This is a genomic window from Tessaracoccus bendigoensis DSM 12906 (genome assembly GCF_900141915.1).
In the GTDB taxonomy this organism is placed as follows: domain Bacteria; phylum Actinomycetota; class Actinomycetes; order Propionibacteriales; family Propionibacteriaceae; genus Arachnia; species Arachnia bendigoensis.
Window position 1 is genome coordinate 1 of sequence record NZ_FQZG01000068.1, and the last position, 24,415, is coordinate 24,415.

Genomic DNA, 24,415 nt, shown 5'->3' on the forward strand with positions numbered 1-24,415 from the left:
ACCCACCCTCCCAAGACGCCGTCGTCAGCACCCTGCACCGTTTGAAGGGGGTTTCGACACGCCTCGCTCGTACCTCACGAGGCGGCTCAACCAGCCGGTTGAGCGAGCAACACGGCGCTCCCACACCTACGGATTCGGTGTCCGTGCCTTGGCACGCGCAATGATCCCCTCGGCGACCCGCATCCAGTTGGCCCGCACCTGCTCGTAGGGGATGAGCCACTGGGTCTCGACCGGGTCGAGCGGATAGCCAAGCTCCTCGAGCCACACCTCGACGGGGATCGAGACGGCACCGCGAGGGCCGGGACGCACGCTGGCATGTGCGGCGAGGGCGTCTGCCGGGTCCCCGGTCAACAACGCTCGCAGCGCGAGCAGGTGCGCCACGGTCAGCGCGTTCGTCTCGTCTTCGTCGATGGTGCGGTCGATGCGTCCGATGATCTCCCTGAGCTTCGGCTCGTCAGCCAGATGGAAGTAGCCCAAGACACGCAGACACGTCCGGACCCCGGAGCGGTACTTCCTTCGGGTCGACTCCTCCAGCAAGGCGAGAGACTGTTCCTCAGTTGCAAGCCCCTCATGGGCGTCAACGACCAGGGCAACCACGTCCAGCTCCAGTTGAATACGAGCGCTCTTTGCAACTTTGCGGGCGTGATCCCTCGCTGCTCTCGTGTCAGAGGTGAAGTCACCATGCCGACGATCACAGATGGCGCGAAACCTCGAGGGTCTCACCTCTGGAGGCAGCTGCGCTTCAATGTAGTCGAGCGCATCCCTGAATCGACGGCCCGCCCTCAAGGTCATCGCGTACTGCTTCTTCGTGTAGTTGGCCGAGTCAGGGAACAACTCGATGACTCTTGCGAGGATCTCCAGTGCCTCTTCGTAGCGGTGTAACGCCCGCAGCCGGTACGTCGCGAACCGGAGTGAAATCTCCGCGGCCCGCCCCGGCGCATCACCAAGCTTCATCAATGCCTTGATCCCTTGGTCGTAGGGCAGTCCGACCGCATGAACGAATTGGATCAATGTCTCGATCCCCGAACGCGGGGTCTCGCACGGCAAAGCGGGAAGCAGTTGCGCGAGGAGTCCGAGCGAAGGGGCCCTTGTGACCGCCCGTTCAAGATCGGTCTCCTCCAACCGCTCACGATCGGTGGTTTCCAGCCCCCATTCGTGGGCGATCCGAACGGCCAGCGCGACGGCCCGCGTTTCGTCGGTCTGGGCGTCGGACGAGTGTGCCATCACGATCCGCCGCTTGGCTTCCTCCAGTCCACGGCGGGCAGCCTCCGCCCAAGCCGTATCACCCCAATAGCCTTCACTTGAACGATCCTGCCGGATGAGGCTGCGAACCTCGTCATGTACCCGGTAGGGATACGAGCTGTCGCGGTTCTCCTCGACCAACGCGTAGGTCACGGCATTGGCGACGTCGCCCGCGTGCACGTCGCCGACAACCTCCACCAACCGCGAGTCGAAGAACGGCAGCACGCAGGCGGCACGGAAAGCGTCGCGCTCCTTCGGCGTCAGCACGTTCATCAACTGGATGACCACCTCGGGCAGGTCGCGGTCAAGCTGCTGTGCAGTGAGTTCTCTCCCCGGCTCGCCCTCATTGAGCGAGAGGGCGAGTTTGAGGACCGCCTCGATGTGCAAGGGGAGCCCATCTGACCGGCTCACGAGGCGCGCGATCAGCTCGTCGGGCATGTTCCAGCCGTAGGTCGTCCGGTACCTCTTATAGAGGCCCTCGCTGTCCTCAGCGCTCAACCTTCCCAAGGAATGCTGACGAGGATCGAACTCGACCTGGTCGGTGAGCCACGGCCATCGCGTCGGCCCGGCGACCTTCAGGTCGGTTCGCCCCGGGTCGGCCCAACTCAACTTGTTGCGTCCGGTGATGACGAACAGGCAGTAGGGCGAGGCGGTGACAATCCGTGTCAGGTTGCTCTCGTGTGACCGGCCTGGCTGGCGCTGCACCCGCTCGAAATGGTCAAGGAAGAACACCAACGCAGGGCGCTGCTCCGGTGGCAGCCGGTAGATCTCCTCCGTCAGGAGATACATCAGCCGGGCCACCAGCTCGGGCGCCTCCGAGCCCTGCGGAATGCGTTCGCAGTCCGCCAGGAACTCCTTCAGGGTGAACCCCTTGAACAACTGCGGCGGTCCCAGACGAAGAGCGCGGTCGACGACCTGTTGGACGCATGCGGCACTCAGTTCGCCCGGAATCCCGGCCTTCTGTCTCGCCGCGATCGTCTGGAGGGACGACAACAGACCTCCCGCCGCTTTGCCCGTCAGCCCCAGGCTCTGGCGATCCTGGCTGCTCACCGCCTCCAGGTAGGCGGCCAGCCCAAGGTCGAACCGGAGGAGGGGACGCGGCAGGATGGGCCGACTGGACCCGTCGTCCCCCTGAACATCGCCTTCCAACGCCTGCCTCATGGAACGCAGCAGGCGCGCGTACTGGACGTCGCCGGCGGAGTCGTTGAAGTCCCAGCGCACCGGGACGACGGGGCCACCGGTCCATGGGCCCCAATGCCCCAGTTCGTCCGCACGGCCACTGACCCATTTCTCGAGCTTCTGCGACAACCCGGATTTCCCGACGCCCGCGCCGCCGTAGAACACGAGCACGTTCGTCTGCTCCGGAACGTTGACCCTACGCTCCCCTCGAAGCGCGGCACGCTGGTGCGCGATGGAGTTTGCCAGCGCCTCGCTTTCCGGAATCCGGTCAGCGAAAGCGTTCGTCAACGAGGTGTCTCCGATGTTGAGGGACGGCTTGTCAGACTCATCCAATCCCACCTCGTCCTCATCCCAGCCTTCATCGGACGGCGTCTCGGAGGTGAGCTTTGTGACCTGATGAGCCTCCAACTGATCGCGCACCTTGCCGAGCACGTCGTCATAGGTGCGCCCAACGACCTCGATGCCCTGAACTGCCCCCAGAAAGCCGATGTCGGCTGGAAGCGGCGTTGCCCCGAGGTGGAGCGCGAGGATGGGGACGCCCGCTTCACGAGCGATCAGTGTTTCCTTCACGACCTCGTCCCGATGCACCGAGACACCCGACACCAACAGGATGAACAGGGCGGAGCCTGCAATGGTTGTCCGCAGTTCACGCTCCCAGTCGGACGTCGGGGTGAGGCCCTCGTCATACCAGAGTTGGAACCCTTCCCTGGCCAGGGGGGTGAGGAACTCGAACCCAGTTCCCCGATCGGCGTGCGAATGCGAGATGAAGGCGAAGCGGCCCTCCCGGCCCGGATCGAACGGTCTCATGATTCCCCCTCGATGTATTCGACCAGATCCGTCGTGGAGATGGCCCCCTCTGCCGCCAGCTCGCGGGCGATCTCCTGGTTCTCAACGCCCCACTTCGTCGCGCGCAGCAGTTGGATTTCCTCGACTGGCATTTTCGCCAGATGCAGGAGCCCGCTGAGATAGCCGTGGTCCTTGGTCATCCCACCGGGCGCTCCTGGGTCTGCAATGCCTCGGCGTATCCGGAACGCCAACTCGGCTGCATCGTCCGCGTCCAGGTAGCGGTGTAGGAAGGCGGCAAGCGAAAGCAGGTCGCTGCTCTGTGCCTTCTCAACGCCCAACACCCTGATTGCGTAGCGCCGCAGATTCTCGACGCTCTCGTGGCCCAGTTCCCGTTCCCGCAGCGCCGCGAGCCCTTCTTCGGTGGCGGCCGAGTTTCCGAACGGGTAGGCCGCAAGCGGCTCAACCTGCCGACGCGCATTCACCCAGCGCAGCACGTGGCCTCCCACCTCGTGGGCGACCAGGCGACGCACCTCCCGATCGCTGAGCAGGACATCGCTCCTCACCCGAACCCTCTGCCTGCCTCCGTTCACGCTCGCCATCGCTGCCATGTTGGGATCCACCTCGACGCTCCACCCCGACACCTCGTGACGTCGCAATGCGTCGCTGATGGCTGCTACCAGGTCCGCCGCTCCATGCTCGCGAGGTTCGCCATCGGGCACTTCCGGCGCGGCCAGGATCTCCAGTGCCGCTTGCCGGGTCTCTGCGGTCGGCAGGCCCGAGCTCGCCACCGCCCAGGCGGCGAGGACGGCATCGTCTCGGGCGATGATGGCGGCAAGGTGCTCACCGATGCCGTCCGTGTGACGCAACACCAGGTCTCGAAGTGGTGTGGGCAGCTGGGTTGCTTCGCTCTCCACCGCTGTGAGCGCCCCGGCGACTTCGGCCGCGTCCACCTCTGGGAACTCGATCGGTCTTGTGTAGGGGGTGGAGTCACCGGACCGCAAGCGGGCTGCCAGCGCTTGACGGTGTTCCGGCAGGTCGACAGGCGTCGTCCACTTCATCGGGGTGAATGCGCGGCCCAGGTTGTCGAGCGCGGCCGTCAGCCTCTCTCGGCCGATCACGACGCCGCCAGCTTCGCCCTGTCGATGATGCCCTCGGCAATTCCCAGCCAACGCCGACGGACATCCTCCTCCGGTTCGGGCCACTGGGCCGCCCCCGGCACGACCGGTTGGCCCAGCTCCAGTAGGTACGTCTCGGTTGGCAACCAGGCAGAGCAGTGCACCGGTGCGGCCTGCCAGAGTTCGAACGCGCGTTGCGCATCGCTTCTCGACCCTGTGTACAGGGCGCGCAGCGCCATGACCTCGGCGAGATGGGAACTTGGCCTCACCGCTCGGGAATCGAGGATCTCCAACTCTGCGGTGTCTTCCACGAACAACTCGTCCACGGCGAGATGCGTGAAGGCCCGGGCGAGATGACAGCTGCGCTGTGCGCCCAGGTGCCCCATGTTGACCGCCGTCTTCAACGCCTCATCGACCGCGCACAGGTCGGCACCAGTTGTCCGGGCTGCCCACCTCTGTTTGCCTCCCAGCAACTCGACGGCGAAGCGTCGCGACAGGCCTGGGCGATCCCACGACAACACGCGATCATCGGTCAGGCGACCTGTGGCCAGGCAGATGCTGGAGCGCACATAGCGTTGGCTCTTGTCGTCTACTTCCTCGGCGTACCGCAGGGCGTCTGCAAAGCGTCGCCCCTGGCTCATGGTGATCCCAATCTGCCCGACGGGGATTCGCCACCAGGGGTGCTCGACCACCAGCACCCTGAGTGCTTCGATCGCCTCATCGAAGTGGCCGGCGGCGCGTTGCTTGTAGGCGACCCAGAGCCTGGCGTGGCGCGAGACAGCCAGGCTTTCTCCCGCGATCCTCGTCAGCTCCTCCACACACTTGGCCACGTCCCGTTCCTCCAGCGCGGCATAGAACCGCAGGAGTGCATCGGTTTCCGGGTGTGTCGCCCGCCGAGGGAGCAAAAGGGCAAGGGCCTCGTGCGGCGCCGCGCCGAAGGCGGACTTGGGTCGGTTCGCATTCACCGCGGCTGGTGCGACGAACCAATCTGCCCAGGTGCCGTTCTCCGCCGCGATCCTGATGCCCAGTGCTGCGGCTCGCACGGTCACAAGATCATTCTCCTGGGCAAGCGCCTCTCGATACTTTTGCTCCACGTAGTCGATCGCTCGCTGCGCCGCCTTCTTCCAGTCGTTTGCCGACCAACCGCCGGAAACTTCAGGGCCGGACTTGCGGATGATGTCACGAATCGTGTCGTGTACCCGGTACGGCCACCTGGGGTCGTCATTGGGTTCGACCATCGCGTGGTGGCGCATGCTTGCGACGTCGCCCTCGTCGGCCCCGGCGGCGGCCGCTGCGAGCCCGTCGTCGAAGTAGGGCAGCAGACAAGCGCCCCGGAACGCCCTGGCCTGACGCTCCGTGAGGTTCTCCTGCACCCGACGGACGACGTCATCGAGGGGTCGGTCCAGTGCCTCGGCCGAGACCTCGACGCCGGTGCCGTGGCTCAGGCCCGCCGCCAGCGTGCAGATGGCGTCGATGTGGACAGGCCATCCACCGGTTCGCTCCACCACCCGGTCGACGGCGGCCTCGCCCAAGGTGAACCCCTGACGCACCGCCCGTCGCTGAAAGACCAGCCGGGTGTCGTGCGCCGAGAGCATCCCCATCCTGTGCTGGCGTGGGTTGGCGATCACCCCCGGCATCAGCTGAGGCCACCAGTCGGGGCCGTGATAGGGCAGGAAGACGCGCGCTTCCGCGTGCCAGTCGAGCCGGTTCCGCCCCGTGATCACGAAGAGGCACTGTGGCAGCGCGGCGATGAGGTGGTTGAGGGCGACCTCGCCATTGCGCCTGTCGTCGCGTTGTAGCTTCTCGAAGTGGTCGACGAAGATGACGAGCAGCGGGCGCTTGGATGGGTCGGCCACCTCGCTCATTTGACGGTCGGCGATTCGCAGTACATCCGCGGCCAGTTCAGGCGACGGAGCGGTCGATGCCTCCTGCGCATTGCAGGCGTCGATCAGCTGCGCCAGCTCGGGATAGCGCTTCATCTGGTGCTGCTCATACTTGCGGCGGGCCAGCGCCACGAGCAACTTCACGGACTGGGATGCCAGGCCCGTCGTGACATCAAGCAGGCCACCGACGTCGTCGGCGAGGGCTTGGAAGGCATTGGCCAGCGTCTCACCGTGCTTCGCGTTTCCGGTCTGGAGCTTGAGGTCTTCCCCGGGTCGCGCGGCCTGGATGAAGCTCAGCAGCGCCATGTCGAAGAACTTCCACCCCTCCGGAATGGGCGGGAGTGCCGCCCGGAGGCTCATCATCATCGAGACGGTATCGATGTCGCCTTGAGAACGGTTGAGGTCCCAGCGCACGCAGGAGACGTTCGGCACTGCGGGGGCGGCGCCCCAGTGGTCGTCATGCAGTTTGCCTTGCAGCCATGCCTGTAGGCGCATGGACAGCGCGGACTTCCCCACGCCACCGCCCCCATAGAACGTGAGCACGTGGTGGAACGCGTCGATTTCCCTCCCGCCGCGCAACACCTCGGTCATGAACTCCACCGATGAGGCGAGCGCGCGAGATTCCTCCTCACGGTCGGCGAAGTCATGCGACGCTGAAGATGGTTGGTCCAGGTATCCGCGGGCAGCGGGGGCAACTTTGAACGGCATCTCTCCTCCTTGCCGGGTTCGGCTCATATTGACGGACAGGCTCGGGGGCTCGAGCACGGCTCCACTCAAGGACCGTGTCTTCGGCACGGCGCAGTCGGCGCAAAACGGCCCCGGGACAGGCCCAGGGGGTGGACGTTGCCGTCCACCCCCTGCTTGCCCTAGAAGCCTTCCCTCGCCTCCGCCGTCATCGCCACCAGTAGAACCACATGGCCTTCCTCCCTCCTCGCCCGGGGAACTTCCCCCTCACGAGGTATTCCGATCCCGGATGGAGAGAGGCCCCGGGTCGAGGGGCGGTGTTGCAGGCCTGCCTGTCCGTCAGTAGTGATCGGATGAGGAGGCTGAGTCGATGTCAGACATAGGCGCGAGCCTGATCGTGCTCGCGGGGCTGATCGGGATCTACCTGCTGCTGTTTCGTTCCATGCGCGGCACGGCTGGCCCGGCCCGATCGCTGGCTGGTCTGGAGAACTACGGCGAGTCGGCCTGGGGTGTTGCGCTGCTTTCGGGCTTCGCTGTCGGCGATATCCTCCGCGCGCTGGGAGCCTGGGGGCAGACCCCCGATGCGTTGGGTCAAGCGGCCACCCTCGCCGTAATCCTCACGATCGTGGTGGGCTGGTCATGCGGTTTCGGTGCGGGCCGCAGCGTGCTGGTAACCCTCCCCGCTGCCCTGGTCGGCGCCTTCGCGGCCATCTTGAAGTCGATCGACACGGTGCGGGAGGCGGCAGCCTCAGGCGACTGGACACTCGTAGCGATGGTTGTCGGTGTCGGCATCCTCTTCGGGTTTCTCCTGGTCGCACGCTTCCTGATCAGCCCCAGGGCGATGGCCGGGCTCGCCTGGTATGCCGCACTCGAGGTCGTCCTCCTTCTCGCGGGACCATTCGGGGCGTCGCTGGGCGACCTCGACGTCGGCGGTGTGGTGGTGCTGCCTCTGCTGCAGATCGGCATCCCCATCGCGCTCGCGCTGATGCCGAGCGTCGTCCTCAACCTGTTTGCGTGTGGGGTGGTCCTTGCCGAGTTCTACCTTGCATTCCTCGGGTACGGGGGCGATTTCCTGACCACTGCGGCCTTCGCGATCACGGCGCTGGTTGGGTACCTGATCGGCGCTTGGATGCGCCGCGGCTTCGGCGCCCGCTGACTACCCCGTCCGGCGGCGCGAGACACAAGAATGGACACAACACCGGGGGTGGACGTTGCCGCCCACCCCACCACAAGCCGGTCGGCACCGCCCACCTTTGCTTAACATCGTGATGTTGGTTCGTCCTTGAACAAACATCACGATGTTAAGGCCAAAGACCCGAGCGCAAGTCCATACACACGTCACAGCTTCGTCACCGGCCCGGCGCTTCGCGCTGGGGCCGGGCTCAACCGACGCGCAAGGCGGCTCAACCGCCCCCAAGCTCACCCGACGACCCGGACCGACCTCAACCTCCAGCACCCTCCGCCTTCTCATCAACCAACCCTTCCAACCCCGGCGGGAGCGGGTTGGCCCTCGGCCTCCACACGTGATTGGCCAACGCCGCCCACGTCAACGGCGAATCGGCCAACTCGCCGTCGCACCTCCACCTGGCCAGGCGTTCGCGCTGCCAAGCCCCGATGTCGGCAACCGGGCGTTCCCCCCTGTGCGCGGCATCGACCGCCAAGGCCGCCTCCTGCAACGGATGCCGTCCGGCATCCGAGTAGCAGCCGAACGCCCTATCCGTGATCAACGCCCACCGCGTGGCCGTGATCAACTCGGCACCGGCCTCGAAGAACGCCGTCACCAAACCGAAAGGCTCTGCGTGCCTGAAGTCTGAGCCGCTGTCGCAGGCGATGAGCGCCACCCGGGCGGGCATGGGCCACAGCTGGTTTCCAGGCACTTCCCGGGGCATCCCATCGGCCAGCGCGGCGTCGGGGTAGCGCGTCCGCCGGTCGCCGTTGGCCTCCGCAAAGTCGATGGTGCCCATCAGCGCATCCCGGGCCGAGAAGCCCCTGACCGGCCCGCTCATCGTCGCCGTCGAATACACGCGGCTTCCGCAGCCGAGCAGCAGCGATGTCGACTGGGGATCGTCGTCACCGCCCGCGACGTGGCCCAGGTAGAAGAACCGCCCCGCCTTGCTGTCCAAGCCGGGCTGCGACCCGTCCGGAAGCAGGTCACGCGAAAGCTCGATCCGGTCATAGTCGACGGCGACCCGCATCGTCCCGCCGTCGACCGCGGCCAGACGCGCCCACTCCGCGTGCTCGTCCTCGTCGAGCACATGCCACCCGTTGCCCCGTCCGAGCCGGGGATCGATCACCCACAACGGCGGCAGCGCCTTCGTCGCACCCCAACGGCGCGGCGGGACGCCTGAGAAGTCGCGCTGCGTCATCGGCGCGAAGTGCGTGACGGTGGCGACGTCGAGCAGCACCTTGCCTTCCGCGACCGGGAGAATCTCCCACGGCACCGCGGCGCAGTCGCCCGACAACATGATCAGGAACTCGAACGGTTGGTTCGTCCGCGCCCGCTCCCCGATCTCGGCGAGCAACTGCCCGGGGACTAGGGCTTGGGCAAGGTCCGCGGCCCATCGTGCTTCCCTATCGGGGGTCGAAAGCGGACCGGTCAGGCAGCGGTGGGTCCGCAGCACCTCCGCTCGACGTCGATCCTCGGCCTTGCTGGTCCCGGCCGCCAGCGTCGGGGCGTCGCCATGCGGCCCGCGGTACCTCTCCGGCAGAGATCCGCCCGCAGCGAGGCCTCCCAGGGCCCGGAGCTTGGCGGGCACGGGCGCGAGGTCGGCATCAGTCACTTCGCCGGGCAGTGCCCCCGGCAGCGCTTCGGCCAGGAGCCCGCGCACCTTGGCCACCTGCCGGCTCAGCGTCACGGCGACCTGAGGCTCCCCGCCCCACGTCCACGTCCAGTAGATCTTCCCCTCCAGGTCGGACTGGACGATCTTCACCCGGTCCGGCCGGGGCGTCATCGTGGCGACTCGACGGCGAACGCAGCCAGTTGGTCGTCAGCCACCGTCCCGCGCTCCGCTCCTCGGAGACGTCGGCGCACCACGTCGGCGATAAAATCCCAGTCAGCCAGCACCTCCTCGGCGCTTCGCGGGCTTGAGACGAGCCTCGGGTCGAACACGTCGAAGGTATCGACGTCCAAATCGTCGAGGGCGACCTCACCGAGATAGCAATCCTGGCCCGAAGCGAGCCTCACCATCCGTGGCAGGAGGGCTCCCGCTGCCCAAACCCGGGCCATCAGCCCGGCGACCGGCCGGTCTCCCTGATCGACCCGGATCGCCAGCGTGTCGGATTCCCGATCGACCAGCAGGGAGGCGTTCTCGCCCCTGCCGCCGACGGAGCGCGCAGCCACCTGGATCGGGTCGACGGTGAACCAGCGGTCGGGCGACTCCCAGAGCGGATGGTCCGCCGCCAACGCGAATCCCTCCCTGGTCGTCTCGGCGGACGGCTCCGGGTGCCCGGCGAGCTCGCCCCAGTCGTCGAGCAGCGCGAAGACTTCTCCGACGGCCCAGTCGAACTCGTCGGACGCCGGGTCGAGGCCCCGCGCCGCGACGGCGGTGGCGATGGCGTGGAGTGCGGGAGTGTCGATGTCGAGCAGCTGGGTCATCGCCTGGGAGCCGCGCCAGAGTGCCTGCGATGTCGAATCAATCGCGTTCGGTTCGTCAAGCATGCGGGGCAGCCGCCGCGCGACGTCCGGCACCAGCGACTCCAACTGCCTCGCGGTCTCCGCGGGGTCGAACAGCAGCGGCGCTTCGCTCTTCAGAGTCGAGCGTTCCAACGCCAGCAGCGGGACATCAAGCGAATGGATACCCACGCCCCTGCTCGGCCACCATTGCAGCAGCCATTCGGCGAGGCAGACCCGGCTGGCCAGACGCGACGGACCGGTCGGATGCCAGGCGTCATCGGGCAGCTCAACCGACCCGTCCTCGTCGAGTTGCTGCGACGCGGCCAGGAGCGCCGACGCTTCGGCAAGGATCGGTTCTCCGTAGATTTCCCGCAGCCACGGCAGGGCCGCGTCGAAGTCGTCGATCAGCGCCTCCGGCAGCCGCCCGAGGCTCTGAGGCGAATACCCGAGCGTGCCGCCGCAGACTTCGATGGTCTCCCAGCGGGGCGGTGTCGTCGTTTCGGGGGCCACACCCCGGCCCGTAATGGTCACGAACCCGTCTACGGTCGTCGTGATCGTAATCGCCATTTCAATCCCTCTTCGCGTGAGTGCGAATGTAGCTGGCAACGTGGCGATACGAGGGCCACTCGACGTTTGTTTTGGTCGCCGCATCGACGAAACGACACAGCATGCCGTACTGCTCTAGCAATTCGTCATCCGATCGCTCATTGCCTGCCACCGCCAATATGAACTTGTGGACTTGCTCGGGCCTGGCATGATCCATCAGGTCCGCGATCGCCGCCTCCCCGATGAGGGGCCCCTCCTGTTCCGTGGGATCGACCGAAGAGCTGAGCTGCGCGAAATCGACCCACTCGTTCCGGCCGTCACTGGATTCGAAAGAATGCGGCGCGAGCACCTCCAGGTCTTCGCCCGAACGGACCCTCTTGGGAGCGTTGAGCGTGTCGATGGTCCAGGTTCGCCACGCGAACATGATCGCCTTCCACACGTCGGGCGGTGAAACTGGCAGGCCGCCGATGACCTCTTCGGTCGCCACCCTCACCCAGACGAGCGGGATGAAGGTCAACACGGGATAGGCAATGCGTTCCTGCAGGCGCTCTGTGACCGGGGCTGGCCTCCTTCTAACCCTCCAGCTGAATGATCGCGCGAGGCGCTCGGGGGCCCGCCACGAATCGTCCGGGCTGCAAGGATCGCGAGGAGCTGCTTGTGCGGCATTCGTGAGTTCGCCGACGATCGTCTGGGCCAGGAGCACGATCACCCGGGCATGGGCGGTGGTCAACCCAAACGGAGCCGCCGCCGCGACGGCGACATGGCGCGTCAGGTCGTCGAGACCACCGAGGGTGGCCGTCGTCTTCCGGGTTGTAGTACTCCTGTTCATCCGGCTGCACCGGGTTTGGATCGACTGGTCGAGGGGCGCGGCTTCTGCCGCTTTCTCCCCGCCGAGGATTCTCGGCGGTAGAAGCTCACCGGCTCCCGCGCCGTCGGAATCGAACAGATAGCGGTCTGCCAGCCCCATCCTGCGCAGGTTTTGATCGACGTTGCCGATCGTCTCCAGGTTGGCCACCAACCCCGCCCAATCGTCCGCGAGGCCTGGCCGGGCGCGCTGGGCATCCCAGAAGCCGTTCCGGGCGAGCGGCACGAACTCCGCGACGGCTTTGACCTTTGGCAGGTCCGAGGCATCGGTGGCGCGCGCCTCCCAGGCAGTGGTGACGACCTCCTCAAGCTTGGCGACGAACGCATCGTCGGCGGCCGCGAGGCTGAACGCGTCGGGCGAGTAGGGCCTCTGCTCCAGCGGTTGCCCTTCAGTATCGACGCCCAACCTATGAGCGACGGCAACTCGGACGGCTCGATTGAGATCGGCGCCGAAGCGGCGGGGCTCCTTGAGGAGTTGCAGCGCGACCTCGAACCGCAGGTCACCGCCGTCGGCCTTGCCCACCAAATCGACATGGGCCCTGCGTGCAAGCCTGACGCACTCGGCCGCGAAGGCGAGGTTGTCGCCCTGCACTCGGATCTCATCTTTGATCCGATCGCTCTCCGACCGCTCGATCTCGGTGTTGCGCTCACCGTATTTGTAGAGGGCTGGCGGTAGCGCCGAAAACAGCTCCGGGAACAGGTACTTCTGCGTCCGCGCGACGGGGCCGCGGGTGCGAGGCGAGGTCAACTGGCTCTTCCGCACCGCGTCGGGAACCAGACGCCAGTGTCTGGCCCAAGCCTGCGATTGCTGTGGCATCCCGGCCCCTCCCCCGATCCCGCTGAGCCACAACATTAGTGCGAGGCGCGCGGCCTCGGGGCGGCTGACGACAGGTTCGCGCAGCGAGGCGCCCATTGGGGTCACACCTCAGAGCAGCCCACGGCGGACGGCGGGAGCCCCGAGGGTGACACCGGCGAGGGCGCCGTCGAGGGGGCAGAGCTGGGTCGCTTGGGTGTCGGGAGGGAGGGGCCCGGAGGTGGGTACGACGTCGACGGGGCGGGTCGCATGGGTGACGGGAGGGCAGGGCCAGACGTCAGTGGATGTGACGCTACTGGTTGCCTTGTCGGTGGCTTGGAGGTCGGTAGCTCGGACCTTCACGGAGACGGTCACGCGCCCGCCCTCATGGCGAGGTGGAACCCGCGGCAACTGCCGCATTTGAAGCAGCGCAGGTCGTTCCAGGTGCTGACGCCGTTGCCGAGGACGGCCCGGCCGCGGGTCCGTTGGCTGGCTTCGATGGCCAGCCGGGCATCTTTGCGTTCGCCGAACCGGCTGAGCCCGGTCGCGGCGCATCTGGGGTAGCGGTGTCGTCGGCGGGACTGCGCCGCTCGCTTGGGTGTCATGGTCACTCCTTTGAGACGTGGTCTATGGGAGTGGTTCCGATCCCGGAAATTGCTGATTGAGGCGCCCGGGGAACCGCGGTTGATTGAGAGCCGCCCGGCGAGCTCTGCGAGCAGGCGACCCCGGCTGGTTGAGCCGCCCAGCGAGCTCTGCGAGCAGGCCACCCCCGCCGATTGAGCCGCCCAGCGAGCTCTGCGAGCAGGCGTGACGAAATCACCTGGCACACGGTGCAGAAACCCGACCACAAGCCGGTAGACACCGCCCACCTTCGCTTAACATCGCGATGTTGGTTCGTCCTTGAACAAACATCACGATGTTAAGGCCAAAAGACCCGAGCGCCAGTCCCCAAACAAGGTCACGATGGTTTCGTCACGGCTCGTTCGTCCCTCACGAGACGGCTCAACCGACCCGGGGACACGCCTCGTTCGTCCCTCACGAGACGGCTCAACCGACCCCAGGGTCAGTGCCTGAGCGACACCGACACGAACGTCACCGGGCTCGGCGTCAACGTCTCGTGCAGCAGAATCGACTCAACCCTCCCGAGGATCTCGCCCGACTGGTCGCCGATCTGGCCGTCTTCACCCCAAGGGAGCCCAGGCCTCTTGATGACCTCCACTTCGTGCGACTCGAGCGGGGCAGCACCCTCGCCTGGCCACGCCTCCCTACTGAGGGCACCGACGACGCACGACTCGGCGTCGACCCGAACCCTGATCAGCGACTCGCCGTCGCTGGACCAGGCCCAGAGGTGCGAGTACGGCGGCGGCGCCTCCGGGCAAGGGCCGATCTGGAACCCGTCGTAGTCGGCCCACGCCGCGGTCCGGTCTCCGACGATGCGCCGCACCGTCGCCCAATCATTGGCGCCGAAGGCGTGCAAGAAGCGCTTCACCGTCTCAACCATTCAGGCCACCTCCTCCACGACAGGCTCCAACTCGTTCAGCGTCACTGATGAGCCTCTGAACCTGACACCCTCAACGGACGCCATGCCATAGCCGGAGGCTCCTTCCGGGCCGATGGTGATGAGTTGGTCGTCCAAGTCACGCAGTGCGTGCAGGAGGGCCCTCTCAACCCACCGGTCTTCCTCATCGTCCAACGGTGGCCCCATGATCTTGAGAGTCATCGTGACGTCGCGTTCGTAGTGCTGGGTGAACAGCGCACCATCGCGGGCGCCTCCGGTGAACCGGTCGATCGCGACCCTCGTGCGGCTCCGTGCCTCATGGTGCTCCCACACCGAGTCCAAGAACTCCCACTTGCCGCCACCTGTCGACGACCCGAATGCCCGGCAGACCGAACACTCACCGCAGCCAGTCCAGTTCTCCTTGCCATACCCGCACACGTTCAGGCCAAGTGAGCGACCGATGAACTCGACCCGGGAGCGAAGGATGCCCTTCCAGGCGCTGCCGTTGGTCGACGCCTGCTGCTCCTCCGGCTGCGCCAGAAACTCGCAACGGACCTTGGCCTCCAGGAGCGGGATCTCCCTGTTTACCTGGGTGTCCGAGTCGCGCCCACGTTTCAGCAACGCGTCGACCCGCGCCACCGGCGTCTGCTTGTCGCCGCCGAGGAGCGCAGCGACCCCGTCCCGGGTGTCCAGGTCCAGCGTCCGGTAGCGGATGGACGACACCCGCGCCCGGCCCATCCCGGTGCTCCTGCTGCCACCGATCCGCGGACGCCATTTCGCCAGCAGGTCAAGGAACGGCGACGGGTCTTCCACCTCCGAACGGAAGTAGACCTTGATACGGCCACCGCCTACCTCGTCGACGCCGAACAGCCCGCGGCGGCTCGCCGCACCCCTGCGCCGGTCGATGCTTACCCGCCTGCGGGTGGTGACGGGTGCGTCCTCGACGACCGTGCCGAGGACCCACCACGGGGAGACGCTCAGCTGCGAGGCACCCGGTTCCGGGCCGAACAGTTGTGGCGCGTCCGCTCCGGCGGCCACCCGGAGGCCGCCGGAGATCCCCGATCCGGGCACCATCGGGCTCCCGGTCAGCTCGTCCATCAGGGTCTCGATGCTGTCATCGGACTTGGTGTCCCAGGAGCCGACCCGCCAACTGGCCTCCATCTCAAGGGTGACCCTCACATAAGTTCGCCTCATCGCCGTACCCCCTTGGTGATCTCGTATGCCAAGCTGTTGCGTTCGCCTGGGTCGACGTCTCGGACCACGCGTTGGACACCATCCCTCTGTGGCCTCGACAGCCGCCCGACGCCAGGCTCCTTCCAATCGTCGTCATCGAGGATGTGCCCATGAGGGGTGCCTCGGAGTCGGCCTGCGAGCCACTGGAGTTCCTGCGGCTGGAGCTTGAACGCCTTGACCGTTGCGGGCCAGCCGGAAGCCGTCTCCGGCACCTCGACCGCCCCATCACGCCGGGGCGTCACCGCAACGCTCTGCCCCTCGAAGACCGGCGCTGGCAACACCTCCAGCCAGCCGTAGCCCTCCGATCGTCGCACCCCGATGCCCGCGTCGAGGAGCCTCGTGAGCTTCTCAGGCCCGGGGTTCTTGATCAGGGCCGTCGCACCCGCGGCGAGCGCTATCTCCGTCGGCTTCGGCAACCCGCTGGCCAGGTGCCAACCTCCCGCGACACCGGTGTCGAACCTGTGGGCCCAGCAGTCCACGACGTCGATACCGGCCCTTTCCAGTGCGTCCCGAAGATCGGTCGACGCGGCGCCGGACGGGTCGACGAGGAGGGTGGGCGAGATCGTGCGCACCACCAGTTCGGCGCTGGAGCCGGGCAACCGCGGCGGGCCGCTCAACGCCTCGAACTTAACGCTGCATCTGCCCATGACGCTTCCCCTGCCCCCGAAGAAGGCCGTGCTAAGACGGCGCAGCATTCGGTCTTGTACGCCGTCGGGCAGCACTACGTAGCCGACGAACTCGGTTCCGCGTTCGATCGTCTGACGACTGAACAGTTGCGCTTCGGCCGCGGTGTGCCGCCGCGGGTTGAGCGCGGTCGTGGTCACCGTCACGAACGCCGTCGCGGAGTAGCCGCCCTTGGCGACGTTGCGGCCCGCGCAGCCGTGGTCATCGGGTGCCAGCCGTCCATCGAAGGCCTCGTCGTGGCGTTCGGGATGCCCGGTGCCCCGGTGATACTTGCATTCCTTCACGGATTGGCCGACGACGACGGTGCCCGTCGGGATGGCCGGCGAGAACCGGCAACTCTCGAACACCTGGGAGAACTCCTCGTCGCGGTTTCCGCCCGCGGCAACCCAGGCCGCCGCCAAGCCGCCGCGGACCACGGACCCCGGGATGACCGGGTGGCTCGTCGTCAGGAACGCCCGTTCCCCGCCCTGCCCGAGGGAGACCCGCTGCCCGGATGTGATCGTCAGCTTCAACCAGTTCATGCCGACTTCCCCTCCCGGATGCACCAAATCAGTCTCAGGTCAGGTTCGACGGCCCGGTCGGTGCTGAAGCTCACCCAGCCCATGCCGCGACTGCGGCTCTGGCCCACCTTTTCGGCGGCCCTCGCTGACAGGTGCAGCAGTGCCAAGTGGCATTCCTCTGCCCGAGTCGACAGGTCCTCGGGTAGCCCGAGCCCGCTCAACGGGCTGCGGCGCACGATCTCGAGCAGAGCCTCGGCGATGGACGCCTCCTCCTTCACCAGGAGTGCGCCCTTGACCACGGCGCCGTGCTCATCGAGCCGCAGCCTCGCACGCGAGGAGTAGCTCACCTCATTGACCGGTTGCACGTCAAAGTTCCAGGGGCAGCCCCGCCCCGAGATATCCCCGAAGACGGCCCGGACGAACGGATGATCGCCGGAATCACTGGACGGCAGCAGCCACCTGGCCTCGTCCCGGAGCACGCCTTTGATGCCGCCGTTGCTGAGCGGCGCCCCGTGATCGATCGCTTCATCCAGCTGGCCTGACGCCGACCCGGTGCCGACGCGCACGTTGTTCGCGAAAGTCAGACGCATCGTCAGGGAACTCATCGCCACCACCTGTTGATTGAGAGAAGGTCTTTCAGCGCCCGGGCGTCGGAATCGTCGAACCGGTCCGAAGGCTTGATGCCCGCCTTGTCCAGCAGGCATTTGACTTCATCGACGCGTTTGGCGAGGTATTCCAGCTTCTGAGCCATGACACCGAGGTCGCGGCTCGTGAGGGTTCCGCCGATGCTCTGGACGGAGTTGGCCGACATCTCGCCGAGGTAGCCCAGCGCGGGCTCCCGGTCCTTCAGGCCTTCGAGCGTCCACACCTCGTGCTCGCCTCCCGGGCCGTCCTGGGTCACATCGAGCCAGGTGAAGCTCCACCCCTGCCCGTCGACGCCGCGCTTCGCTCTCTTCAGCAGTTGTTCTGCGATCTCGACCTGGTTCGCCAGGGGAAGCTCGGCCTTGGAGATGACCATGCCTGCGGACATGCTCACCCGTCGGTCGCCGACGCCCAGCCCCTCGGCCGCGTCTTGGAAGCGGGTGAGGAACTCGACCAGGAACTCCCAGCAGCGCTCGGCCGGCAGGCTGACCAGGAGGTCGTCTCCGCCCATGACGTGCGGCACGACGGGTAGCCGATCGTCTCCTGGGAGGATGATCTTCTCGGTGGCGGCCTTCAGCGCCACGATCAGAGCCTCGCCTATCCCTTTGGAGAGGGCCTGCATCTCCAGCGTGGACCCGGCCTCCACCGCTGCCCTGTGGGCGGCCTCGAAGAGCCCGCCCAGCCCGTTGCCGTCCGCGAAGACGAGGGCGGTGTGATTGTCGCGATGGGTCCTGACGTGCCCGGCCGCATCGGGGCGGATCATCTCGCCAAGCTTGCCCAGGTCGTCGACCCCCTTGAGTTCCTCGCCGCCTCGCGCCTGGTTGATCTCACTCAGCAGCCACCACTCGACACAGAACTTGTTGGGATGCTTCGGGCCAATGCTGACGACGGTGCGCCTGCGTCTTTCTGCGTGTTCGCGTCTCCGGAAGCAGTCTGCGCAGAGCCGGGGGGCCACTCCGGGATCGTCTGGGAACCGCTTCCCTGCCTGGTGACTTGCAGGGTCGACCTTGCACTCGTCGCAGAGCCGCACCAGCGGAAACTCGTATGGTGCGGGGCGGAAGGTGACCTTCTCCCACCGTCTGCTCTGCGCCGGATCGAGCAGGTCAATGTAGCGCTCCTCAATGCCCGTCTCAGGTTGCACGTCCGCAGTGATCCACGACACCTGCACCGTCAGGCCGGGAAGGCGCGTGCGGAGGCGGCGGGCCAACAGGAGGCCGGCATCACGCGCGTCATCCTCGGAGCGGCCCTTGAAGGAGAGGACGCCGTCGATGTCGATGGCCTCATCGTTGGCTTCGATTCCGGACAGGGCCAGCACCTCTGCCATCGGCGGTGCCTCAATCCCCTTCTCCTTGGCCGCTGCAGGGCTCATCGTGAGTCGGACGACCTCTTCGGACGCACCGCGTCGCCCCCAGAGATGCCTGGAGCGCGCCAGGTGCGCCTGGATCCGCTGGATGCCGACATCGACATAGGTGGTCATCGCTTGCCCTCCTGATCCTCGACGGCGATCGACAGGTACTGGTCTGGGTCGGCGGCATCCGGCAGCGGCACAAGATGGCCTTTCCGCCCGCCGGAATGCGTGCCGAACCAGCGGAAGGCCTCGTCGAACTCCTTGCTACCCCGCGTTGAGAACGGCTTGGACGTCGGGTAGTTGATGCGGTCGGCATGGACCGCATCGGGGCTCAGGAGGTGCTTCAGCGCCGCATGCACCTCGGTCAGTTGACGTTCCTCCACCAGCCCTCGGACGAGGCGGACGGCATCATCGGCCCGCTGCTCTGGCGCCGCGGCGGCGTCGTTCGCGTAGCGTTGGGTGGCGGTTTCGAGGTGCAGGTTCTCGATCCTCGGCTCGGCGGTGCCGTAGCCGAGCGGCTTTCCGCCACCGAGATGGACAACGCACTTGCTTCCGAACAGCCGTTTCGGCTCGGCAGCCGCGAGCAGCCAACCCAGCTGCTCCGGGGAGAGATTGTCGAACGTGATCCGCGCTCTGAGTACCGTTCCGGCAGGCAGGGCATGGGCCGATCCGTTCTGGGTTTGGTCGTGCGTCCATGGCGTTTGCCGCCCACCCTTCGACTGCCCGTGCCAGTAGAACTTGCGCCCACGCACACGCCTGAGTTCGCCCGACTCGTTGGGCTGGTCGTACCAGTGGGATCGTTGAACGTGATTCTCGTTCTTATCGGCGGATCGGAACCTCCCGCCGGGTGCCTCTAGGTAGAAGCCGCCCGAAGAAGGTTGAGGTGAGCGGAGCGGGGGCAGCGTCTTCGCCGTCGACGTCACGCGCTCGGGTGTGCTCCCGTCTTGCGGTGAGACGCTCTTCGCCCAGCCGACCTGGATGTGGGTGCGGTACGCGGCCTGCTCGTGCTCGGCCGATCGCTCCGCCCTGATCGACCCGAACACCGAACAGGAGGGGCACAGGCTCTCCGGGTCGGAGCAGGGCAGCAGGTCCGTGGCCATCCGCTCCTCGACCGAGTGCTCCCCATGCGTGCGCCAGATGGCGGCCATCTTGAGTTCGCCTTTGCCGGTGACCCAGACGGTGTCGCCGATCCCAAGCCAGCCGTCGGCGCGGCGTCGCTTTCCAATGGGTGTCCCGTGGGAGTCGACCGGGTCACATGGCCAGCCATCCCCATTGGGCGTGTAGGTTGCCGTGTCCGGGGGGTGGGCCACACCGACGAGGTCAGCCCCGCCCGAGCACGCGTCGACGTATGCGGTCCAGGTGGATTCATCGATCTGTTTGGTTGGCCCGGAGAGCCGACCGACGGCCACGAAGTAAGGATGATCGGGGCGCCTGGCCCCTTTCGACGTGATGTGCATCACCCATTCCGGGGAACTGGCTGACGGTGGCGAGATGGCGGTTGGGTCGGTGATCTCGGAGCGCCCATGCACCGACGATCCAACGGCGTCGACCGTGAGCCGCCGTCCGGAGTAGAGGCCGCCCCGAAGCTTGGCCGTCAGCGCCTTGTGGTCGACCCATTGAACCTCGTCGGCGAGCTTCACCTCGGTGACGGCGTGCGTCACCGGGTCGATCTGCGTCACCACCGCCAGGCGGTCGGTAGAGGACTTGTAGGCGTTCATGGGCTCGCGGTGGACGGGCAGGAAGGAGCCGTCGACCACCCTCATGCACCCACCCGACATCGTCTCGTGGAGCGACCGCAGGGCCCCTCGAAGGGATGACCCCGGATAGTCCAGCACTTCATTCTGGATCGCCGACGCTTCCTCATGTGGGAGCAGGAGCTCGGTCTTGCACGTCAGGTTCCAGTCGAACCAGCCAGAGACCGAGTCCGCGCCGAGCGCCTCGTGTCCCCCCGGACGTGTCCTCGTCACTGAGGGCGGCAGCGGCACGAACGAGTAGGGATTGATGAAGTAGCTGCCGTCGTCACGCTTCTGCTGGAGTTCATTCCGACGCTGCGCCGCAAGCTTTGCGGCCTCGCTGGCCTTCTTCTGAGCCTTATGCTCCGCATCCCTTACGACGCACTCCTTCTTCCAAGCGTCGCGCCCGCCATCGTTGAGCCAGGCGAGGACGAGTCGCCCACCGACCTTTGCCACGGCCAACGGAACCGCGCCCGGCTTGGCCAACCAGTCAAGCCACGCCTGGGGGAAACCGGTGACCTCCAGCTTTCCGTCGGAACCGCCGTCGACCTGGACCCGTTTGCCCGGCTTCTTCTTGGCCTCGGACAACGTCTGGAGGCTGATGAGCGCGTCATCCTTGTCTGGATCGTCTTCCAAGTCGCCCAGCAAGAACGTGCCGCTGTCCAAGTCTGTGAGCCCGCATTCGGCGAGAACCAACGGGAACCACAAGGCGTCCGCTTCCCGGAGCGGCTCGAACTTGCCACCGGCACCGTCGTTCCAGGGAGCGGTGAGCCACTCGTCGCCGCGTTTGAGATACAGGGAATGCCTCATGCCCTATACCTGACGGACAGCCCCGGCTCCGGGGCGCGCCAAGTATCGGAATCCCACGATGTCGCCCTCGTCGTTTCGGACGAGGCCAGCGGGGAAGACTAGGTCTTCGCGCTCTGGGTGGGCGCCGACCACCAGCTGTGACACCACGAACACGACGCCGGCTGTGGCCTCGGGCAGGCCGTCGGCCAACCCGTAGCTCAGGAGCGTCAGCGGTCGGCCGTTCGGGAGAAGGCCACCGTCGTCGAATTGCTCGACGAGCCGGACGTTTCCGCGCTGCGGCAGCACGACCGGTTCGCCGTCGTCTGGACGATACGTCAACACCTTGTGCGGTGTGTAGTTCCTCAACTCACCCATTGGTTCTCCTTTTGTCGCGACGGCCTCGAGCCGCCCACTGCCCGGCAACGGTAGCGAGCCCAACCGCCTGCCCGAGCGTGTTCAAGACAATGTCACAGGGCTCAGACAAGAAGAACGAGCGACGTCGGTTGAGCCGCCTTGTGAGGAACGAGCTAGGCGTGACGAAACCCCCTCGTCGGTTGAGCCGCCTTGTGAGGAACGAGCAAGGCGCGACGAAACCATGGCGAGTTCAACACAGACCCGACCACAAGTCCCTGCACAAAGTCGCGAGGGTTTCGTCACCGGCCCGGCGCTTCGCGCTAGGGGCCGGGCTCAACCAGCGGCCGCTCGCCAGGCGACTCAACCGACGGAGGCCGCCGCCCCCGTCCGTCATTGGTCAATAGGGTTACCGCAGGCCGCCTGAGGCCGCCGGGTTCGAGAGGGGTCGAAATTGCTGACGCTATGGCAGCTGAGGTTTGAGGTCGAAGACGAGCGGAAGGTGTTTCCCTCCGGGGTACACGCCCTGCTCGGCAAGTGGTTCCAAGAGGGGGCGGAGCATCACGACCCAAAGGCCTACAGCATCCTCGGCCTAGCCAGCGGCGAGGGTGTCGTCGACGTCCTGGTCGGGCTGCTCGACGGTGGACTGGCCGACCGGCTGGCCCTCATGCCCCCCGGATTACCGCATGTGTTCGGCGACGACGGCAACCAGGGTTTCCTTGCCTTGCCACCGCACCTGGTTCGTCAGGCGGCCTGGGGCGACCTGGCCCGCTTGGGGCCCGAACGAGGCTGGAGCCTGGAGTTGATCACTCCACTCTGCTTCCGGCGTGGCAGCCTGGCCTCCCCATGGCCGGACCCGTTCAAGATGATCGCCAGCCTCGCGACCAGGTGGCGTCTGGGCACCGGGGAGGAACCGCCGTTCGAGATCCCGGACAGCCGCGAGATCCTCGTCTCGTACGCCAACCTCGAAACCCTCGAGATGTGGGGAACCCCGCAGAACACGACCGAGCGGGGACGAGGCCCTCGCCGACGCCAGGTCGTCGGAGCCGTGGGCGACTTGGAATGGCGCTGGGCCCCAGACACCAGGCACGGTGACGGCGCCGACGGCGCGGCCGCGTTGAACCGGCTGCTGGGGCTGTGTACCTTCACCGGGGTTGGCGCCTATCCGCAGTTCGGGATGGGAGCCGTCAGGGTGTCTCCCCTGGGCGCCGGTTCAAACCGGAAATAGTACCGCCGTGCCCCCGCAAACGTGCCGAACCCTGGGTTCGGCAAGACGCACCCTATCGTCGTCACTTCACTGCTGAAGGAGCTTGGGAATGGAACTGCAACTACAAGAGGGCAACTCGGCCGTGATGTCGTTTGACGAGGGTTTCTCCTTCCTCGGGGAGGACTCCGGCCCCAGGTATCCGACACCCGAAGGCACGTTGCAGACCGAGCCCGGGCGCAAGACTCTGATGGTCGCCCGCAGCGGCGGCAAGGTGCGGCTGAGCAAGGGGCGGGTGATCGTCGAATCAAAGGACAAAGTGCAACTCGTGAGTGTTCCGCAGTCCCTGGTCTCCAGGATTGTGTGCTTCGGGCCCGTCGGCGTGAGCGCGGGAATCAGGGACTGGGCGCTCCGGTCGGACATCCACGTCGTCTACCTTTCGCGAACCGGCAACTATCTGGGCCAACTGCTGGCCGGCGGGGCGAAACAGCGGGCGGCCCGGGTGCGGGCACAACTGGCTCTCACCGAGGAGCGCCGTATCGAGTTGGCCCGGAGCATCGTCACGGCAAAGGTGAACAAGCAGATCGTCCTTCTTCGACGCTACGTCCGCGACGAGAACCGCGACGACCTGGTACCGAAGATCGAGTTCATGAAGTCGCTTCGGGGCCAGTTGCCCCAATACGTCACATCCGAGGGACTCATGGGCGTGGAGGGCGCCGCAGCCAAAACCTACTACGAAGGGCTGTGCCTACTGCTGCCCGTCGAATGCGGTTTCAGCGGGCGCAACCGACGACCACCTCGCGACATCGTCAACGCAGCACTGTCATATCTGTACGCCCTGCTGCTCGCCGAATGCGTTGGGGCCCTGGTCGCCGCCGGCCTCGACCCAGCGTTCGGCTGCCTCCACTCCGAATCCCGGGGCGCTCCCGCCCTGGGGCTCGACCTGATGGAGGAGTTCCGTCCCTACGTCGTCGACCTCGTGGTCGTCCACGCTGCCAGGAAGGGAACGCTGACCGTGGCCGACCAGGAACCAGACCAGGACAAGCCGGGTGTGTGGCTGACGAAAGCCGCCAAGCAACGCCTAGTCGACGCCTACGAGTTGCGGATGCTGCAGTCGACCAGTGGCGCCCTGCCCGGCTTCGGCGGCAGCATCCGCGCCCACATCCACCGCCAGGCAAAACGGTTGGCGAACGCCATCCACAGTGGAGCGGACGAGTTCACCGGATTGAGTTGGCGATGAGGTACGTCGTCACATACGACATCACCGACGACAAGACCCGAACCAAGGTGGCTGCGACGCTGCAATCCATCGGCGACCGCGTCCAGTACTCCGTGTTCCTCTGCGACGTCGCCGAAGAACTGTTGGTCAATGCCATTGAACGATGTCAGAAGTTGATCAACCCGGTCACTGACTCCGTGTACGTGTTCAATCAGTGCCAGAACTGCTGGGGAGGCCTTCAGACGCACGGGCAGGCGCACCCCCACGAGCCGGTCTACTATTGGGCTGTCTGGTGAGCGGCCGGAAGGGGGTGGAGCGTGGACGACGCTGAGAGGGCCCGAGCGTGTAGGCACTTGACTAGGTCTTTTGGGCCCGAAGTGGCCAGATCCGGGGGTCCGCACGACCAACTGTGACGGGGTGCGTGCAGACGGTGGACGTCAGCCCTTGTCAGGGGCTACTATTTTGGGGAGGGGTCGCAAGGCACCCTCATCGCAAGAGCGAATTGAAAC

At 66.4% G+C, this 24,415-nt stretch carries 19 protein-coding genes; 4 read left to right on the forward strand and 15 right to left on the reverse strand.

Annotation, left to right across the window (positions count from 1 at the left end):
• Positions 1–126: 126 nt before the first annotated feature.
• The 3 genes from BUC15_RS15025 to BUC15_RS15035 are packed head-to-tail and all read right to left on the reverse strand — an operon-like array spanning position 127 to position 6,913.
• Entirely contained in the window at positions 127–3,228 is a 3,102-nt protein-coding gene (locus tag BUC15_RS15025; RefSeq protein ID WP_073189773.1) for a toll/interleukin-1 receptor domain-containing protein, read from the reverse strand.
• Positions 3,225–4,325, reverse strand: a complete 1,101-nt coding sequence (locus BUC15_RS15030; protein WP_073189775.1) for a tyrosine/phenylalanine carboxypeptidase domain-containing protein — start codon at positions 4,323–4,325, stop codon at positions 3,225–3,227. Before BUC15_RS15030 ends, BUC15_RS15025 begins: the two co-directional genes overlap by 4 nt.
• Positions 4,322–6,913 carry a hypothetical protein gene (locus BUC15_RS15035; protein ID WP_073189777.1) on the reverse strand — a complete coding sequence of 864 codons (2,592 nt, stop codon included), beginning with the start codon at positions 6,911–6,913 and terminating at the stop codon, positions 4,322–4,324. Before BUC15_RS15035 ends, BUC15_RS15030 begins: the two co-directional genes overlap by 4 nt.
• Before the next feature lie 346 nt (positions 6,914–7,259).
• On the opposite strand from BUC15_RS15035, the gene BUC15_RS15040 reads away from it, so the two are divergent.
• Positions 7,260–8,045 carry a hypothetical protein gene (locus tag BUC15_RS15040; RefSeq protein ID WP_073189779.1) on the forward strand — a complete coding sequence of 262 codons (786 nt, stop codon included), beginning with the start codon at positions 7,260–7,262 and terminating at the stop codon, positions 8,043–8,045.
• Positions 8,046–8,331: 286 nt separating this feature from the next.
• Here the strand turns inward: BUC15_RS15040 and BUC15_RS15045 are convergent, their stop codons facing one another.
• The 12 genes from BUC15_RS15045 to BUC15_RS15100 form a co-directional block, all read right to left on the reverse strand.
• Positions 8,332–9,840 (reverse strand): CHAT domain-containing protein, encoded by a 1,509-nt coding sequence (locus tag BUC15_RS15045; protein ID WP_073189781.1) that lies wholly within the window; start codon positions 9,838–9,840, stop codon positions 8,332–8,334.
• Complete coding sequence (locus BUC15_RS15050) at positions 9,837–11,069, reverse strand: hypothetical protein (RefSeq protein ID WP_073189784.1); 1,233 nt, start codon at positions 11,067–11,069, stop codon at positions 9,837–9,839. Before BUC15_RS15050 ends, BUC15_RS15045 begins: the two co-directional genes overlap by 4 nt.
• A 1-nt stretch (position 11,070) precedes the next feature.
• On the reverse strand, positions 11,071–12,825 hold the full coding sequence (locus tag BUC15_RS15055; RefSeq protein WP_073189786.1) for a hypothetical protein: 1,755 nt from the start codon (positions 12,823–12,825) through the stop codon (positions 11,071–11,073).
• Between the two features lie 12 nt (positions 12,826–12,837).
• Positions 12,838–13,080, reverse strand: a complete 243-nt coding sequence (locus tag BUC15_RS15060) for a hypothetical protein (protein ID WP_073189788.1) — start codon at positions 13,078–13,080, stop codon at positions 12,838–12,840.
• Positions 13,077–13,310 (reverse strand): hypothetical protein, encoded by a 234-nt coding sequence (locus BUC15_RS15065; protein WP_073189790.1) that lies wholly within the window; start codon positions 13,308–13,310, stop codon positions 13,077–13,079. Before BUC15_RS15065 ends, BUC15_RS15060 begins: the two co-directional genes overlap by 4 nt.
• Positions 13,311–13,768: 458 nt before the next feature.
• Positions 13,769–14,206 (reverse strand): hypothetical protein, encoded by a 438-nt coding sequence (locus BUC15_RS15070; protein ID WP_073189792.1) that lies wholly within the window; start codon positions 14,204–14,206, stop codon positions 13,769–13,771.
• Complete coding sequence (locus BUC15_RS15075; protein ID WP_139280298.1) at positions 14,207–15,397, reverse strand: RAMP superfamily CRISPR-associated protein; 1,191 nt, start codon at positions 15,395–15,397, stop codon at positions 14,207–14,209. It abuts the gene before it with no gap.
• Positions 15,394–16,641: a hypothetical protein gene (locus BUC15_RS15080; protein ID WP_073189797.1), complete on the reverse strand. Its 1,248-nt coding sequence runs from the start codon at positions 16,639–16,641 to the stop codon at positions 15,394–15,396. Before BUC15_RS15080 ends, BUC15_RS15075 begins: the two co-directional genes overlap by 4 nt.
• Positions 16,638–17,225, reverse strand: a complete 588-nt coding sequence (locus tag BUC15_RS15085) for a hypothetical protein (protein ID WP_073189799.1) — start codon at positions 17,223–17,225, stop codon at positions 16,638–16,640. The genes BUC15_RS15080 and BUC15_RS15085 overlap by 4 nt, the downstream gene beginning before the upstream one ends.
• Positions 17,222–18,739, reverse strand: coding sequence for a Cas10/Cmr2 second palm domain-containing protein (locus BUC15_RS15090; RefSeq protein ID WP_073189801.1), 1,518 nt, complete (start codon positions 18,737–18,739; stop codon positions 17,222–17,224). Before BUC15_RS15090 ends, BUC15_RS15085 begins: the two co-directional genes overlap by 4 nt.
• Positions 18,736–21,153, reverse strand: a complete 2,418-nt coding sequence (locus tag BUC15_RS15095) for an RAMP superfamily CRISPR-associated protein (protein ID WP_073189803.1) — start codon at positions 21,151–21,153, stop codon at positions 18,736–18,738. The genes BUC15_RS15090 and BUC15_RS15095 overlap by 4 nt, the downstream gene beginning before the upstream one ends.
• A 3-nt stretch (positions 21,154–21,156) precedes the next feature.
• Positions 21,157–21,507 (reverse strand): hypothetical protein, encoded by a 351-nt coding sequence (locus tag BUC15_RS15100; protein WP_073189806.1) that lies wholly within the window; start codon positions 21,505–21,507, stop codon positions 21,157–21,159.
• A gap of 430 nt (positions 21,508–21,937) precedes the next feature.
• Here BUC15_RS15100 and cas6 point away from each other — a divergent pair, with 430 nt between their 5' ends.
• The 3 genes from cas6 to cas2 all read left to right on the forward strand — a co-directional run bounded on the left by cas6 (position 21,938) and on the right by cas2 (position 24,202).
• Positions 21,938–22,711 (forward strand): CRISPR system precrRNA processing endoribonuclease RAMP protein Cas6, encoded by a 774-nt coding sequence (cas6, locus tag BUC15_RS15105; RefSeq protein WP_073189808.1) that lies wholly within the window; start codon positions 21,938–21,940, stop codon positions 22,709–22,711.
• 88 nt (positions 22,712–22,799) lie between these two features.
• A complete protein-coding gene (cas1, locus tag BUC15_RS15110) occupies positions 22,800–23,927 on the forward strand; it encodes a CRISPR-associated endonuclease Cas1 (RefSeq protein ID WP_073189810.1) in 1,128 nt (375 codons plus the stop codon).
• Complete coding sequence (gene cas2 / locus BUC15_RS15115; RefSeq protein ID WP_073189812.1) at positions 23,924–24,202, forward strand: CRISPR-associated endonuclease Cas2; 279 nt, start codon at positions 23,924–23,926, stop codon at positions 24,200–24,202. Before cas1 ends, cas2 begins: the two co-directional genes overlap by 4 nt.
• Positions 24,203–24,415 lie beyond the last annotated feature (213 nt).

What these genes read in the sequence shown, in the direction of transcription:
- BUC15_RS15025 (WP_073189773.1), bottom strand. Translation starts at nt 3,228, where the DNA reads ATGAGACCGTTCGATCCGGGCCGGGAGGGCCGCTTCGCCTTCATCTCG.
- BUC15_RS15035 (WP_073189777.1), bottom strand. Translation starts at nt 6,913, where the DNA reads ATGCCGTTCAAAGTTGCCCCCGCTGCCCGCGGATACCTGGACCAACCA.
- BUC15_RS15040 (WP_073189779.1), top strand. Translation starts at nt 7,260, where the DNA reads ATGTCAGACATAGGCGCGAGCCTGATCGTGCTCGCGGGGCTGATCGGG.
- BUC15_RS15045 (WP_073189781.1), bottom strand. Translation starts at nt 9,840, where the DNA reads ATGACGCCCCGGCCGGACCGGGTGAAGATCGTCCAGTCCGACCTGGAG.
- BUC15_RS15050 (WP_073189784.1), bottom strand. Translation starts at nt 11,069, where the DNA reads ATGGCGATTACGATCACGACGACCGTAGACGGGTTCGTGACCATTACG.
- BUC15_RS15055 (WP_073189786.1), bottom strand. Translation starts at nt 12,825, where the DNA reads ATGGGCGCCTCGCTGCGCGAACCTGTCGTCAGCCGCCCCGAGGCCGCG.
- BUC15_RS15065 (WP_073189790.1), bottom strand. Translation starts at nt 13,310, where the DNA reads ATGACACCCAAGCGAGCGGCGCAGTCCCGCCGACGACACCGCTACCCC.
- BUC15_RS15070 (WP_073189792.1), bottom strand. Translation starts at nt 14,206, where the DNA reads ATGGTTGAGACGGTGAAGCGCTTCTTGCACGCCTTCGGCGCCAATGAT.
- BUC15_RS15075 (WP_139280298.1), bottom strand. Translation starts at nt 15,397, where the DNA reads ATGAGGCGAACTTATGTGAGGGTCACCCTTGAGATGGAGGCCAGTTGG.
- BUC15_RS15080 (WP_073189797.1), bottom strand. Translation starts at nt 16,641, where the DNA reads ATGAACTGGTTGAAGCTGACGATCACATCCGGGCAGCGGGTCTCCCTC.
- BUC15_RS15085 (WP_073189799.1), bottom strand. Translation starts at nt 17,225, where the DNA reads ATGAGTTCCCTGACGATGCGTCTGACTTTCGCGAACAACGTGCGCGTC.
- BUC15_RS15090 (WP_073189801.1), bottom strand. Translation starts at nt 18,739, where the DNA reads ATGACCACCTATGTCGATGTCGGCATCCAGCGGATCCAGGCGCACCTG.
- BUC15_RS15095 (WP_073189803.1), bottom strand. Translation starts at nt 21,153, where the DNA reads ATGAGGCATTCCCTGTATCTCAAACGCGGCGACGAGTGGCTCACCGCT.
- BUC15_RS15100 (WP_073189806.1), bottom strand. Translation starts at nt 21,507, where the DNA reads ATGGGTGAGTTGAGGAACTACACACCGCACAAGGTGTTGACGTATCGT.
- cas1 (WP_073189810.1), top strand. Translation starts at nt 22,800, where the DNA reads ATGGAACTGCAACTACAAGAGGGCAACTCGGCCGTGATGTCGTTTGAC.
- cas2 (WP_073189812.1), top strand. Translation starts at nt 23,924, where the DNA reads ATGAGGTACGTCGTCACATACGACATCACCGACGACAAGACCCGAACC.